At 41.7% G+C, this 16038-nt stretch carries 11 protein-coding genes and 1 CRISPR repeat array; of the genes, 8 read left to right on the top strand and 3 right to left on the bottom strand.

From position 1 onward, the window contains the following. Positions 1 to 30 precede the first annotated feature (30 nt). Positions 31 to 357: direct repeats of the CRISPR family, unit length 35 nt; unit sequence TTTCCATTCAATTAATTTCTCTAGCGAGTAGAGAG. Between the two features lie 396 nt (positions 358 to 753). The 7 genes from O9334_RS20245 (at position 754) to O9334_RS23235 (ending at position 10651) form a co-directional block, all read left to right on the top strand. Continuing rightward, a complete protein-coding gene (locus O9334_RS20245) occupies positions 754 to 2010 on the top strand; it encodes an RNA-guided endonuclease InsQ/TnpB family protein (RefSeq protein ID WP_002791052.1) in 1257 nt (418 codons plus the stop codon). 78 nt (positions 2011 to 2088) lie between these two features. Then, positions 2089 to 3342 carry a helix-turn-helix transcriptional regulator gene (locus O9334_RS20240; protein ID WP_288002131.1) on the top strand — a complete coding sequence of 418 codons (1254 nt, stop codon included), beginning with the start codon at positions 2089 to 2091 and terminating at the stop codon, positions 3340 to 3342. A gap of 121 nt (positions 3343 to 3463) precedes the next feature. After that, complete coding sequence (gene cas10, locus O9334_RS20235) at positions 3464 to 6475, top strand: type III-B CRISPR-associated protein Cas10/Cmr2 (RefSeq protein ID WP_288002129.1); 3012 nt, start codon at positions 3464 to 3466, stop codon at positions 6473 to 6475. Then, a complete protein-coding gene (locus O9334_RS20230) occupies positions 6475 to 7614 on the top strand; it encodes a type III-B CRISPR module-associated Cmr3 family protein (RefSeq protein ID WP_288002127.1) in 1140 nt (379 codons plus the stop codon). Before cas10 ends, O9334_RS20230 begins: the two co-directional genes overlap by 1 nt. Positions 7615 to 7775: 161 nt before the next feature. Then, positions 7776 to 8555 carry a type III-B CRISPR module RAMP protein Cmr4 gene (gene cmr4, locus O9334_RS20225; RefSeq protein WP_002751432.1) on the top strand — a complete coding sequence of 260 codons (780 nt, stop codon included), beginning with the start codon at positions 7776 to 7778 and terminating at the stop codon, positions 8553 to 8555. Between the two features lie 9 nt (positions 8556 to 8564). After that, positions 8565 to 9128: a Uma2 family endonuclease gene (locus tag O9334_RS20220; protein WP_024969471.1), complete on the top strand. Its 564-nt coding sequence runs from the start codon at positions 8565 to 8567 to the stop codon at positions 9126 to 9128. 20 nt (positions 9129 to 9148) lie between these two features. Beyond that, complete coding sequence (locus tag O9334_RS23235) at positions 9149 to 10651, top strand: hypothetical protein (RefSeq protein WP_288002124.1); 1503 nt, start codon at positions 9149 to 9151, stop codon at positions 10649 to 10651. A 226-nt stretch (positions 10652 to 10877) separates the two neighbouring features. Here O9334_RS23235 and O9334_RS20210 read toward each other — a convergent pair whose 3' ends face one another. Further along, positions 10878 to 11150: a lipopolysaccharide assembly protein LapA domain-containing protein gene (locus O9334_RS20210; protein ID WP_045359525.1), complete on the bottom strand. Its 273-nt coding sequence runs from the start codon at positions 11148 to 11150 to the stop codon at positions 10878 to 10880. Next, positions 11147 to 12703: an endo-1,4-beta-xylanase gene (locus O9334_RS20205; RefSeq protein WP_045359524.1), complete on the bottom strand. Its 1557-nt coding sequence runs from the start codon at positions 12701 to 12703 to the stop codon at positions 11147 to 11149. Before O9334_RS20205 ends, O9334_RS20210 begins: the two co-directional genes overlap by 4 nt. 158 nt (positions 12704 to 12861) lie before the next feature. On the opposite strand from O9334_RS20205, the gene O9334_RS20200 reads away from it, so the two are divergent. Continuing rightward, entirely contained in the window at positions 12862 to 15327 is a 2466-nt protein-coding gene (locus O9334_RS20200) for an O-antigen ligase family protein (RefSeq protein ID WP_045359522.1), read from the top strand. A gap of 35 nt (positions 15328 to 15362) precedes the next feature. Here the strand turns inward: O9334_RS20200 and O9334_RS20195 are convergent, their stop codons facing one another. Further along, a complete protein-coding gene (locus O9334_RS20195) occupies positions 15363 to 15815 on the bottom strand; it encodes a hypothetical protein (RefSeq protein WP_045359521.1) in 453 nt (150 codons plus the stop codon). Between the last annotated feature and the right edge of the window lie 223 nt (positions 15816 to 16038).

Here is a 16038-nt window from a genome sequence, read left to right as displayed (position 1 = left end):
TCGAGAAACCTACAGAACACCACAGAAAAGTTTCCATTCAATTAATTTCTCTAGCGAGTAGAGAGTTATCCGTTTCGATATTCGGAAGGAGTTCATTATTTTATGTTTCCATTCAATTAATTTCTCTAGCGAGTAGAGAGTCTCTCGGTTCCGGCTGACTGGGGCTTGATTTCGGCTTTCCATTCAATTAATTTCTCTAGCGAGTAGAGAGTTGGGAAATAGAAGATTAGGTTAAATTGGTTATTACTTTCCATTCAATTAATTTCTCTAGCGAGTAGAGAGTTTACTTTTGCCAGTGCGAGTCATGGGCAAGGTTAGTTAGTTTCCATTCAATTAATTTCTCTAGCGAGTAGAGAGAGCCGGTAGGCAAACGTCCGAACAGGATTGGGGTTCGGAAGCCAGTTGCGACGGATAAGTTAATTATAGCTAGATACGGTCGCACAGTCAACCCCATAAACCACAAAACCCTTATCCTGTGGTAGATCGAGGGATTTTACCGGAAACCGAGGTTATCTGCTCCCACCCCTGTCGGTCGCTAGTCGATGATACCCTAAAAAGCCAATAATTTAACCCCTCGATCGATCGGCTGATTTTTCCAGTCCTGATCGGATTTTCTAGCCCTCGGAGCTAACCACAGAAACCAAAAACCTACCTAAAGCTTTTTAAAGCTACTCATTTCTGTAGCTAGATAACTAAAATAAGTAACTTTGGCCCCCGATAGATTTTAAGAACGTTATCAGGTATAATCAAGATATGAAGCTAGTTGAACGTCATATTATCAGTCAAAACCATCCCTTCTGGTCAGAAATCGACCATTATGCCTTTTTGTCAAAAAATTTGTTCAATCTAGCTAACTACCATTATCGCCAATATTTCTTTGAAAACTCCCAAAAACTGAGTTTTAATCAACTCTATCATCTGGTATCTAAAACCTCAGATTATTTAGCTTTACCCACGAAAGTCAGCAAGCAGATAATCAGAAGATTAGATCAGGCTTGGATTAGTTACTTTGCCGCTTTTAGAGCTTGGAAAAAACACCCTGAAAAATTTTTAGGAAAACCCAAAATTATTAAGTATAAGGAGAAAATCAAAGGAAGAAACCTGCTGATATATTCTCAGGAATCAATTTATAAAAAACCTCTAAAAGAAGGAATTTGTCACTTGTCTATGAGCGACTTAAAAATTACCACTTCCCGAAGAGAAATAATTGAGGTGAGAATTGTCCCCAAAAGTAGCTGTTATGTCATTGAAATAGTCTATGAAAGACGGTCGGAAACCACAGATAAACAAGAGATAGCCGGGGTAGATTTAGGAGTTAATAATTTAATGGCTGTAACTACAAATCAAACAGGTGTAGCACCTCTTTTGGTAAATGGCAGACCATTAAAAGCAATTAACACCTTCTACAACAAACAACGTTCCCACTTACAATCTCAACTGAAAACCCAAAATAATCAACACTCATCTAAGAGATTGATACTCCTAACCCATAAACGAAACTGTCGAGTAGAAAATTATCTACACACAGCCAGTAAAAGAGTAATAGATTGGTGTATTATTCATCAAATAGGGACATTAATAATTGGGCATAATGAGCGGATAAAACAATCTCTTAATCTAGGAAAAAGAAATAATCAACAATTTGTTAATATTCCCCATTATAGATTAATAGAAATGTTAACCTACAAAGCTCAATTAAAAGGAATAAAAGTCATAATAACTGAAGAATCCTATACCTCACAATCCAGTGCTTTAGATAGGGATGAGTTACCTAAATATGGTGAAGAAAAACCATTATTTAAGGGAAAAAGGTTAGCTAGGGGACTTTATAAAATGGGAACAAATCAGTTGTTAAATGCCGATGTCAATGGATCATTTAACATCATCAGAAAAGTAATTCCTGATGTCATTGACCAGGGAATAAAGGGTTTGCCGTTTAATCCTGTAGTGCTTGACCCACTTGTTAGTGAGCCTGTCGAACTACGAATGACTAAGCTTTCAGGCTTTTAAGTAAGTTTGAGTAAGTTTAGTTGAGCGGTGAGGTAAATTTATATCGGCTTTCCCCTTGACTGAACCGATTGCATCTGTATGACTCAGCACCCCAAATCCCCTAGGGAAAGAACACTGCGTGAACGAGATAGTCGCGAGTTCCAGCGACTTATGCTCCTGATCGCCACCCTCGTCCGACACCCCGGAGTCGGTTATCAAACCCTCGATCCCTCGGAAAATTACCATTCGGGGAAAGATCACAACGCATTAACGGAAGTACAGGAACGGGTGAGAGAACTCGCCGCCACCCTCGCCCTCGGTTGGCCCGCGGAATATCCCTCCATTGCCACCCTGAGAAAAGACATAACGACCCTACGGGATTACAAAATTCTCGATCGCCACATCTATCGCTGGGGGTATTATCTCGGCACCGGCGTTATGAGTCCCGACGAACTTAAAATCGCCTTTGATGCACTCCGCTCCCGGGCCCTCTATCAGGGTGATCCGAGAATCCGTCAGGTCTATCACCAACTCGATCGCCGTCTTCAAGGGTTTACACTCGGCTCCCGGGCTGACTTTCTCTATCCCGTCTGGGAACAACTCGATCGCTCGATCAACTATACCGATCCCGAAGAGATGATGGAACGGGGAAAATATCGCCAAACTTTATACGAGAAAATCGACACCCTAGAACAGGCCATTGTCCGGGGAGAGGTAATCGAGATCGCCCGGCCGATCGATCCCTATCAAAAGAAATTTACCGGGCTTTTCCCGATCTATCCCCTCCAGCTAATTTACCGTGACATTGGCTGGTATCTCCTCTACGAAACCTATACCGATGGCTGTCTGGCGATCGGCCGACTCAATCGTTTCGCCGGTCATTGTCGAATCCTCCCAGAACCCTCTCGCTCCCTCGAAGAACAGCGCCACAGCCTCAATAATGCCCACAAACTGATTAAAAATGGCTGGGGCTTGAATTTGGGGGATTTAGCGGCGCAAAAATTGGAATTAGCGGCACAATTAACCCTAATTACCGTTAAAGTTCGCTTTTTTCATCCTGTGAGTTACTTTATCCGGGAGGGAGAAGCACGTCACCCCCGGCAGCAGTTGACAAATCCCCAGATCGACCCGCAGACGAAAATCCTTAACTCGATCGATTACCACATCGCTCTCCCGTCCCGTTCCCTGGAAGAATTTCTCTGGTGGGTACAGCGCTATCTCGAACAGGCCCAGATTCTCTCTCCCCCAGAAATGGCGGAAAAACACCGGCGATCGGCGCAAATGTTGGTCGATCGATATTCTCCCCCAACAGACGATAATCATAGTAAAAAATTCATACCACCAGAAACTTAGACGGGATAAGCTTTTGAAGCTTTTTAGAAAAATCTTCAAAATATCGTGTTATCTCTAGAGGTTCCTAAGGCATATTGATATACTGAGAACATCGGTCAGCAACAAGTTGAGACAGACGTTTATGGCCCTAGGATACTGGCAAGCGAAAATCTGGGGACTACTACACGATCCCGTCTTCAAGGCCCTACATAGCAACTCAGGACGCGGTGATAACAGTTTCTGGAGAGATTTAGAAGTAATGAAGTTGTGGGGAAAACATAACCCCGAAGAATCGACTAAAAAAATTCTCAAACAAATCAAACTAGCTGACTATATCACCTCAGCCAGCGATCGATCGGCGATCGGTAGTTTAACCCAATTCGTTAACTACGATCGAGAAACAGGTCTAGAATTGCGTCACCTCCTCTCCGGAGAACCCTTAGATCTCAAGTTAGCCGACACAACCCATAAGAAAATCGCTTCTAACCGCACAGATTACTTAAAAGAACAGGAAAAACGGCTATTTAACCAAATTCCCGCCAGATTACGCACAGGAATCTCAGAAAACGAAGCTAAAGAACTATTTTGGTGGTTATGGCGCTGTCTCCCCCAAGCGGCGACGAAATTACTCGATGACGAAAATCTGCTTTTAATGCCCGCCGAAACCAGAATACCGGACGGATCGATCTGGAGTCATGCCAGTTTAACGGCGGCCATCGCCGGGACCCTAGCGGGATATGATCTCACCTCCGAGGATGTGGTCAATAAATGGCCGACAGGAAAACAATTATCCCACGCTTATCTCGTTAGTTTCACCTTTTCCCCTGTGCAAGAACTAATCAAAGCCAGCCGCAAAATGCGCGATTTTTGGGCAGGTTCTTGGATTCTGCACTATCTATCTGCTCAAGTCTGCTGGCAACTGGCCCAACAATACGGCCCCGATAGTTTGATCTATCCCTCTCTCTACGCACAACCCTTAATCGATCGATGGTTACTAGAGAAATATCCCGATTTTAAACCCTGGATCGACCCACCGAGCGATCGACAATTACTAACCGCCGGATTTCCCAACATTATTATCCTCGTCTTGCCCAAAGATAAGGTGGCAGCGGCCATGCAAACCGCTAAATCTAGTTTATTAAAAGAATGGAAAGAAATTAGTCGGCAAGTTTTCGAGGAATTGGGAGAACGTCACTGGATGCCCAAATTAAAAGAAAATAGTCGTACCTGGGACAGTTGGTTAAATGCCCAATGGCAAACCTATTATGTGGGGGTCCCCATCGGTAGAGAAGACCAACTCCTCACCAGTAGCGAAATTTACCAAGAAAACGAAAATAGCGCCGAAAATCAAGCCGAAGACCCAGAAAAAGCGCAAAGCTGGCGAGATAAACAAAACGAACTTTATAATCTAAGTGGCGACAAGGCTTTATTCTTAACAAAAGAGCAGGAATTTCTGCAAAAAGCTGGAAAACTACGCCTTGAGAAATGGAAAAAACATCCCTTTAGTTCTAATGTTGGTTCTTGGTGGAGTAGTGCTTTCGATCAAAACCGTTCGGCCCTTGCTGCCGTCAAAAACGCCCGCGATTGGCAGATTCCCACCGCTTTCGGCCCCCGTTCCACCATTTCTGGACTTGGCCCCGTCGTCCATCCCGATAGTAACAACGATTGGATTAGCGAAAAAGCAAGCAAAGAATATTGGCAACGAAATGCCGGATTATTCGATGGGATCGAACAACTCAACGCCACGGAAACCGTTAAACGCGGATTACACCTAATCCTGCCAAAACTCTTAAAAAATAGCGACCAAGAGCGTCTAGATGCCGCTTATCCCGATTTAACCGTGGGAGTCGCCGGTTATCTCAAAACAGGCGGTGATCTCGACCATTTTCATCGAGTTTGTCGCACCATCTCGCGTAGGTTAAGAGAAGACGGGAAAAAGATTCCCCCGGCACTTACCCAACCCTGGGGAATCCCCTACATTGACGATCACATCGAACCAGAATATAAACGTTATCACCCTCGATTTCTCAATGCGGGATGGTTAGTAGAAGAACTAGAGATTACCGATGAAGAAATGGCTAATTATCGCCATCAATTAAGCCAATTAATTGACCAAAACTATCCCCACAATAACCCGGCTGATTGGTATGTTATCGCCGCAGGAGACGGTGACGGAATGGGGGAATGGTTAAAAGGCCAAGAAATGAAACCCTATCGAGAATATATCCCTAAGTCACTTCATCAATACGCCGATCATCCCCCGACCGAAACCGATACCCTAGAAAAAGAAGTACAAAAAGCTTTTGGCGATTTTGTCACCCTCAAAAAACGCATGGGACCATCTACCCATAGCGCCCTCAGTCGCGCCCTTTTAGACTTCTCTAATCAACTCGTTCCCTACCTCACCGAACAACGCTATGCAGGACGCTTAATCTATGGTGGCGGTGATGATGTTCTCGCCTATACTAATCTCTGGGAATGGGATAAATGGTTATGGGATATCCAGCAATGTTTTAAGGGAGAAAAAGACCCCCATGGGGAATTTAATAACGCCGGTGACTATTGGCAATGGGAAGGCGAAAAACCTGCCGAAAATCTCGCCAAACGTCCCCTATTTACCATGGGAAAGCGGGCGACTATCAGTTTCGGTATTGTCATCGCTCATCATTCCGTACCCCTTGCTATCGCCCTAGAAAATCTCTGGGAGGCTGAGAAAAAAGCCAAGGAACACGCCTATAAAGACTTTGACGGCAAAAAAGTCAAAAAAGATGCTGTACAAGTGCGCGTTCTCTACGGCAACGGAAACATCCTAAAATCTACGGCTAAGTTTGATGTTTTTTATCAATGGCAACAACTTCTCGCCGGTAATTCCGATGCCAGTTTATTCGAGGCAGTGGCCGGCCTTTGGCAACAGCATCCTATACCAATGATAGAAGCGATCGAGGTTTGGGTCAAGGCGTTCTCTAGCCGTCGGGAAAATCTAACAACAGAGAACAGAGAAGCTTTTCAAAAAGACCTAACCAACTTTCTCAAACATCTTTGGTTAACCACGGAAAATGATCCTAATGATCTTAACGAAGCCGTGCGTAGCTGGATGAAATTAGCGGCTTTTATGACTCGAAAAAGAGAGATTAAGATCGGAGGTTCCATTTAATGTATTGGTACACAATCACTCCCCTAGATGTTCTTCTCCTACGGGATGCCAAACCCTTTAGCCCCGGAGAAAGAGCCTGGGCCGGAAGTACATTTCCCCCCAACGGTCACACGATCGCCGGTGCTTTAAGTGCTTTACTAGATCGCTCTAAAAATAGTTATTTTAAAATCACCGGTCCATTCCTATCTTTTGCTGGAGATACTTTATATCTACCCCGTCCTTTAGGATTCGCCAATTCTGACCCATTAATTCCTATTTCTTGGAGTGATAATTTAACGATTTCAGAAAAGCATATATTTTGGGATCGCTCTAAACCCGCCCCCTTAGCTAAGGCTAAACCTAGCAAAAATTGCCAAAATCGAGAAAATCAAGAGGAAGAAGAGAACGAAGGTAAATATCGTCAGTATCTACCTTTTAAAGTTATTCTCGATTATTTAAAAACAGGAGCGATCGACCCTTGCCAATGGTTAGTAAAACACAAAGAAAAAGATAAACCCTGGCAAGAAGAAATTCGTTCCCATAATGCCATGAAACCGGGAAGTAAACAGGTAGAAGATGCCGATGGATACTTTGTCGAAAAAGCGATCCGAATGCTACCCGGTTGGAGTATAGCGATCGGAATTGATGTTAATATTCCCACTCCCACAACTTTGCGGTTAGGAGGAGAAGGACACCGAGTTATACTGGAAAAATGCGATAATTTAGGTCAACAATGGCAAAAATTAAAACAACAATCCGAGGAGAACTTTAAACAAATAAATAAAGCGATCGCTTATCTCGTTACCCCCGGTATTTTTGAACGCCGTCACGATAATAATCAAGCCATTTGTCGCTCTTGGCCCTGGGAATGGAAACTCGCCCATACTGTTAATAGTAATCAGAAACCGGGCAATCTAGTCAGTGTCGCAACCGATCGAGCTATTCCGATCAGTTGCCGCATTCAATCAAAAGAAAATACTAGCATTCCCGCCCCCCAAGTCTTCGCGGCCCCCCCGGGTAGTCAATACTATTTAAATCAACCCGAGCGCCTATTTCAAGAGCAGCCCGATAGTCCCGAATATCACCAACGCTGGCGCAAATTAGGCTACTCAGAATTACTTTGGATCAAATTTGATCGCTGTTTTTGGACAAGCGAATAGGCGCAAATTAGGCTACTCAGAATTACTTTGGATTAACTAAGTACCTAAGCAAAATTAATTACACATATCTAACCTCCTCTTGCCTCTTGCCTCTTGCCTCTTGCCTATCTTCACTAGGAAATTAATTTTGCACGACTACTTATAAAGGAGAATAATTAATCATGAACTTAATCCACTTTTATCTACTTTCTCCCCTACACACCGGAGGAACCACTCAAGAGGGGAATCTAGTGGGTATTGCTCGTGAATCCCATACCACTTTACCCTATATTCCCTCCAGTACAATTCGCGGGAAAATCCGTTCTTTAGCTACCGAAGAAAACCTAAAATTTAAGTTATTCGGTAATGAAATCGATAAAGGTGCAGAAAACTTGGAACAGGGAGACATCTGGATAGGAGATGGTTCGATTCTCTGGTTGCCCGTCCCTTCCCTTAGTCACGGTGTCGTCTGGATCACTTCTCCTTTACTTCTTCGTCGTTGGACAAGATTAACTAATCCTAGTCTGACAATTCCCCCCGAATATAGCTGTAGTTTTAAAAAGGCCAACACCAACGTTTATCTCAAGGATGCCATTCTCAAGGTCGATGATCTAAAAGACTGGTCAAATTGGCCAAGTTTTATTCCCAAAAACTCTGTCAGCAGTGGCATTAATAAAGTCTTAGTATTACCCGATCAGCATTGCACGACTCTAATTCAAATGAGTTTATGGAGACAAGTTAAAATTAAATTAGATGAGCATAAATCCGTCGATGGAGGATTTCGTTATGAAGAAGCTATTCCCCCCGACACCTTAATGTATTTTCCTTGGGGTATTACCTCTCAAGCTAATGGAACCAGACAACAATCCCAAGCTGATTTTAAACAGTTATTAGCAGATAATGACATTCTACAAATCGGCGGACAGGAAAGTTTAGGACGTGGTTTTGTGCAACAATGGTAGAGGTAATTTATGACAGCTAATCTTGCCTTAGCTAAATGGTCAGTGGTCGATTATCATCGCATGATTGCGGCGGGAATTTTAATCGATCGGCGTGTAGAATTACTGAATGGAGATATTCTCGAAATGAGTCCAGAAGGCCCTTTACATAAAGACAGTGGAGAAGGATTAGCCAACTTTCTCCGTCAACGTCTCAAGGATAAAGCATGGGTAAGAGAAGTTGGACCCATTACCTTAGAAAACTCAGAACCTGAACCCGATATCGCTGTAGTTTTTCCCCCTCGTTCTCGCTATCGAGATCATCATCCCTATGCTGATGAAATTTTTTGGTTAATCGAAATTTCTGACTCAACTCTCAGTAAAGACTTAACCGAAAAAAAACACATCTATGCCCAAGCTGGTATTGCAGAATATTGGGTAGTTGCCATCAAAAATCGAGAGATTTATGTTTTTCGTCAACCGATAAATTCTGATTATCAATATCAAGAAAAATTTAGTACAGGAACTTTATCCGCTGCTGCATTTCCCGATATTGTTATCTCTCTTGATACCCTTTGGTCAGGTAATATTTTTTAACTTTTGGAGCCAAAATAACCATGACATTCGACCCTAGAACGATTAGCAATCCCGTATTCACTGCCTTGCAAAAATTGTCCTCAGATACTGCTGATGATAGTCGCCGCAAAGAACAAAAAAATCAAGCTCTTGAACTTTATACCTATCTTTCTACTTGGGGAATGATGCGCCTAAAAGCCGAAGAAACTGCCCTCAATCAAGAAGGAAAAAAACAGGTGGTTAAAAAGTATTTTCAATGCCTAGAAAAGTTATCTAAAAGAGATAATCTTTCTAATTCTCAAGGATTAACTACTCTCAAGGATTTATCTACCGATGATTATCTAGGACTAACGGGTTTAGGCTTGGAAATCGCCCAAGAATTTAGCTTCTGGGCTAATGCCATCTATTCCGATAAAGATACTCTTTACTCAGGAGAATTAATTAAGTATTGGCTAAATAAATTAAATTCTGATTTGGTAGTAAATATTCTCTATATAGGTAGAAATGATGAAAACCCTTCTAACTTCGAGGAAATGTTCCGTTGGTGGCAACAAGTATGGAAAGAAAATATAAAACCTCAACCCGATCAACCCATTTTATTGTGCCTAAAAGGTGGGGTGGGGCAAGCTTCAGAAGCGTCGAGAATTTCGGGATTGAGTTTTTATGGAAACGATATTAAATTCTATGAATTTATTCCCACCCCTTCTAACAATCAAAAGGGAATTTCTTCAGATTACACAGGGCCTTTTTTAGGGACTAACTATCTTTGGGATCGCACTCGACAACAAGCCCTACAATTATTAGAACGCTATGATTATGCTGGTCTTCAGAACTTAGTTAAACCTTACTATGAACAAAATAAACAAAAATGGAAAGAAACTTATGCTCTAATTAAATCTGGAGTAAGCTGGAATCAAGGACAATTTGAAGATTTTTTTCAATCCGCTTCTTTTAGTTTCAATAATCAACAAAAAGAGCAGCATCAACAATATTGGTGGATGGCCTATGAACAAGCTTATACCGCAGTAGTTAGACTAAAACAAAAAAATACAACCGAGGCTATGCTTCATAGTTTCCGAGCGGTAGAAGGCTTAATTTATGAGTGTTTAAAACATGAATTTAAAGACTATATGGTTAATTCTGAATATACTTATTCATCTTTAAAATCTTCGGTCTTAACTAAGTATCCTGATTTGAGCATATTGTTTGTTAATGGGACAAATAAAACTGACATATTATTAGACAGTCGCAATCAACAACGAGTAATTGAGTTGTCTATTAATGTCGATCTAAAGGATTGGGGTTCTGCAGAATTGCGTAATCATAGAAATCGATTATCTCATAAATTAGGTGGCATTAGTGAGAAGGAATTATTTCAAGCTTGGGGAAATAACATTCACAATCAACAGGACTGGAAAAAGCGAATTTTAAATTGTCTCAATCTAATCACAGAAAAGAAATTTAATTATTTATGGCAAGGAAGTTTATTTGCTTCTATTCATCAGAGAGTCCTAACAGCTATCAAAAATTGTAATCTTGTTTAAAGTACAAAATGCAATTAGCTCCTACAATATACACCCGGGATGCTGCCGATAAATGGCTCTCTTATTCTTGGTGTGATCAGTTTAACTTATATAAGACCGATCGATCTTCGTGTCCTTTGTGTCTTTGTGGTTCTTTCCAGTCGCTCGCTGGCAAGACTGTATCTTAGAACACATTTTACCCACCAAACCCTAAGAGAGCCGATAAATTAGCCAGTCAAAAGACTATTTAAAAATCAAACTCGTCTAACCCCGATTCTGGGGGAGAAAAGCGACTGCGAGGAGATTTTTTCGACTTTCTCAAAAAAGCGGGAATAACTGCGGCGATAAAAAATCCCATTGCCAAAGAAAAAGCCAATAAAATGCCGATAGGTACTTTAATTGACTCAAATTGTAGAAACTTTAAAGAAACTGGTTGGATATTTTGGATAACAAAAACCGCCATAGTCATAATCCAACCGCCGACAATAGCACTAGCTAAAAAATTACTAATTGTATTCATGCTTGTCCTCGCCAGGTTTGTAGGAGATTTTTTAACCTTTTGTAGGCTAATTTCGGAGTTAGATCCCTATTAACTAAACCTCCGTGGGGCCAGAAATTACCGTTATCGGTTAAATCCCACCAACTAATTGCTTTGATATAGGATTTACTATAACAAAGGCTGTAGAATTGTTCCACCCAATCGGCTTGAATTGCCTCACTCCAGTCATCGCGCCACCGTCCTAGGGGTTCCTTTAAATAGGATAATTCATCGACGGTGGTGGCGGAAGAAATGCCTAATTCCGTGATATGAATTGGTTTTCCTAATTGACTAAAACGTTCCAATTGTCGATCGATCTCGAATAAATCTCGATCGGGATAATATAATTGTAGTCCGATCGCCTCAAATTCAATACCTGCCTCTAGACAAGTTTGCAGATATTCTAAAGGACTATGTTGGGGCGGTTGATGGTATGCCACATTTTCGCCCCAAGTGCAACAACTATTAACAATTCTATACACTTGCGGATTGCCGCGACGGGATTCTTGACAGGCAATCTCGGTTAATTCGATCAACTGGTTGAGGGAGAAATTTAAATCATTTGCCCATTTAATGCCGTTAGCCTCGTTAATCACGTCAAAATGGCTGATTTTTCCCCGATAATATGCCGTAACTTCCCTAACTCGCGTTGCCACTAATTTTTTAATCTCTGCAAAGGGTTGATTGCGGATAAAGTCGGGAATGCCCACGGGATGAAACCAGACGAGAGGATGACCTTTCGGGGTAATATTATGATTAAGTAGCCAATCAACTCGTTTATCCGTCTCATTTTGCTGAAAATATCGCCAATAAAAGGGTATTGTTGCAAAATTAAAGACTGCTTGGAATAATTCTTGGTATTTTTCTCCCTGTTGGGGATAGCCAAAAAAATTACAACCAAAGAGAAAGTCTGGTTTTAGAGAATTTTGGGCGATAATTTGGGTTGCTTTACTGATAACTGCCATTTCCCCCGCCCAGAGACTCTCAGTTAAGCTTTTATCACAGTACTGCACCCTTTCTCTATTATTATCGCTGGCATTGGCTAAATCGAGATAGCTTTTCGCTGTTTCCAGACGTTGCCAAATAGCGGGGGAAAATTGCCCCCCCTGTTGCTGCCAGACTTCGAGAGACTGTTTAACCCGATAAAAATGGGAGTCAGCGGCAGCTAAATTAAAATTTAAGGGAAAATCGGCAGCAGAGTAACCGAAACCCCGATTATCTGCCTCTAGGAACATTTCCCCGAAACCCTTCACAGGTAACTTAAGAGTTATCGCTACAGGGGAGGGGGGAAGGGAAGAAAATAATTTTCCCTCCTCCAGATTGCGGGGAGGATTTGGTAAAGGTTGGGCAGCAAGGGTGAGAAAATAGAGTTGATTGAGGGCTTTTTTATTTAAAGGTTGACCATCGGGGCTAAAAGCCTCTATTTCTATTTTTTTTGGCAATATTTCGGCTTTTAAACCGGTATTAATTGCTAAGGTGACGGTGAATCCCCCTGTTAGATAGAGAAATTGTCGTCGCGGAAACTGATTAAACATCTATTTAATTTCTAACCATCATTGGGGAATAGTAAGAATAAGAATCCTAACTCTATTGACTTGACTATCACTAATTTAAACCTGGAAACTGGCCGAGGTGGTTTTCAATAGAGAATAATTGAGATAACTTATTAATTTTAATCCTCGATCCACCCGCTATGACTGAGACGACTAACGATATTGCCACTTCCCGTCTGTGGTTACTGCTTACCGCTTTTCTCTACGCAATTTTCACCCTGATGGCCGATAGTCATAGTCTCATGGTACAGTGGCCTTGGGTCGCTATCTGGCAAATCGGTTTACTCTGTCCGATTTTATGGTTATTATCCCAGATTTGGCACCATAAAAGCTTGACTGGTTTGGGTAATGGTTTTGATCTGATAACTGGGATTATAGTTTTGGGATTAATTATTTCTAGTCTTTTCTCCCCATTTCCCAATCAAGCGCGCTGGTATAGTTGGGCAGCTATTGGTATTATCTGCGCTTTATACGCCCTGCATCAATGGATTATCACTGATAATTCTCCCCAGCGACGCTATGCTATCCTCAGTTTTCAAGGTTATCTCAGTCTGGCTTTTATTATTATCAGTCTTTTTTTGTGGACAAGCCAAACTTTATCACCGGAATTAGCAAGGATTAGGGAATTACAGCAAAATGGAGTCGAGATTTCTTTTGATTTTTCAGTCTTAGAGTTACGCAATTGGGCGCCCTTGGGTCATCAAAATTATGTGGCGGGTTTTCTCGTTCTTGCCTTACCTTTACTATTGGGATTAGCTATATTGGCTAAAAATTGGCAGCGTTGGCTATGGTTTACCGGTATTGGTTTAGGCATTCTCGATCTCTACACTACCAGTTCTCGGGGTGGTTGGCTAGGATTAATCGGGGTTTGTGTAATAGGATTAGGAATTTTAATTTTTAGAAGTCAAATTCCCCGACTCTGGTTAGGATTAGGAGGATTAGCCACTTTGCTGTTTTTATTTATTGTTATCTTCGCTAATAATCGTCTAAAAACCGTGATAACTTCCCTAGTACAGGGAGGAGGAGATAACGAATTTTCCTATCGTTGGATTAATACCCTTATCGGTTGGCAGATGGGCAGTGAAAATCTTTTGACGGGGATTGGTTTAGGCAATGTTCCTATCACTTATCAGCACTACCGTCCCCTGATAGCGGGAAGGGCATCAGAATTGATTTATCAACTGCATAGCACCCCCGCTCAATTATTTGCTGAATTAGGCATTTGGGGCATTTTAGCAGGGATTGGACTGGTTATAGTCCTGATTTTTCATTTTTTTCGTTCTCCCGCCCCTGACAATTTCAGCGATCAAATTTTACTGCCCTGTGTTTATACAGGATTATTCGGCTACGGATTAATGAGTTTAACCGATTATCAATTAGATAATATTGCTATTGCCGGAACCTTAACTATTTACCTAGCTTGTCTGACTTCTTCCTTACCTAGAAAAGAAACTAAGTTTTTAGCTATTCCCCCAAAAGGTATCTTTTTTACAGGATTGGGAATTGTGTTAGTCATGATAATTTGGTTACTTCCTATTCATCGCGCTTGGCAACTTTCTAGTTATGGCTTCGATTTTTTGGCAGAAAAAAAGATCGCACCTTTTCACGATACTCTGATTAAAGCCCATCAATTAGCCCCCTGGGAACCCTATTATCCCTATCAATTAGGTTGGAATTTAGGCGATTTAGCTATTAATACCAATAATCTTCAGGCTTTAAACGAGGGAATTAAATATTTTCAAGTAGGAAATCAGGTTTCTCCCTATCAAGAATTCGGCCACAGTAATCTGGGATGGTTGCAACTGAGGCAAAATCCCAGCGCAGCAACTAAATCCTTTATCGAATCAATAAAATTAATCCCCGCTAAAAGAGGAGTGTTTCAGGGTTTGGCCGTCAGTTTACTGGCCCAAAATCAACCCGATTTAGCTATAGAAGCTTTTGCTTTAGAAGCTGTGCGTGATCCTTTATTTATTACCAGTTCCCTCTGGCGTTTACCCAGCCTACAACCAATATACACAAAAATGTTAGACAGGGTTGATTCAATTTATAGTCAGCTTTTGCAAAGTAACCCTTCCGAGAATTTGAAAAATAATCTGCATTTTTATCGTGGGAGTTTGTCCTGGTGGCGCGGGGATGAACTGAAAGCGGCCCAAGATTGGCAAAAATCCGGGAAAGAAGTGGGAAAAGCTTTATTAAATCCCTCCCTAAAAAATCCCTTACCCGGAGTAGATTTACTGAAACAAGCTTGGTTAAATCCCCCTGAAAGAGGGAAGCTTTTACCACAAGCATGGTTACAATCTCAAAAAAGTTTTTTACCGACCGAGATAGAGAAAAATTTAGCCGATTCCATGGCCAAATCTGCTAACTTTGACCTCTGGTTAAGAGAAAAGGCAACCCCTTGGCCATATCGTCGTCAAAGGGCAGGTTTTGGGGTAAACAGTCGTCATATCGATGGGGTTCAACCGTTTGATTTTACTCCCGTGGTCGATAATATTGCCGTCACTACATGGTTTAATAATCTGTTTGCTACTCCCGATTATTTCCCCGAATTCGATACTCTCCTACAACCCCTGCGGGAGGAATTAATTAAGAAAGTGCAGGGATAATTATCGGGGTGGCTCCACAACAGTTTAAGCTAGAGCTAGTAAATATAAATAGCACCCTGTTGATTGATGTTAAAGGTGGTATAACCGGGGGTACTCCCCGGAACTTTGGTGACAGTAATCGTGACTAAATTATCATCATTGACTTCTACGGCATAGATTAAACTGGAAGAATAGCGATCCGCGGCGGCATTAGCCCGATTAATCAGAATATATGCTGGAATTACGAAACCTCTTAGGGTTGTCTCCGTACCCGGAGATAATAATTGGGGAGAGGAATCAATATTGGCCGATAGGTCATAATTGAGGTCAATATCGGTTTGATTGATAATTTTGATCTCCACGGGACGACTCATATTCACCCTAGCAACAGGCTGCCAAGGACCCGGTTGAAAGGTGGTAGCGGGGGGATTTTGTGCGGGTAAAGAGGGGGGAAAAACTAATCCCAGACTTAACACTAGGGAAAGAGTTAAAAAGCGATCGCATTTCATAGATAAATCCTGGTCTAGGGTTGTCATCCTATTTTAGGGAGGTATCCCCAGTGTTTTATACTTAAAGTAGAAGCTTTTGAAATTGTCTATAGCATTGATTGATCAGCTATCAGGGAAAATCCTAAGCTTCCCTGATTCTGCTCTGTAAACAAGGCTAAATACACCGATTTTTCTCTAGAAGTTTCCCTAGTAACCCCTATCAACGGTTTAACTTAGGTTGAGA

The sequence above is a fragment of the Microcystis sp. LE19-8.1F genome (genome assembly GCF_027531715.1).
Lineage (GTDB): Bacteria > Cyanobacteriota > Cyanobacteriia > Cyanobacteriales > Microcystaceae > Microcystis > Microcystis wesenbergii_A.
This window is presented reverse-complemented; position numbering and strand designations above follow the sequence as displayed.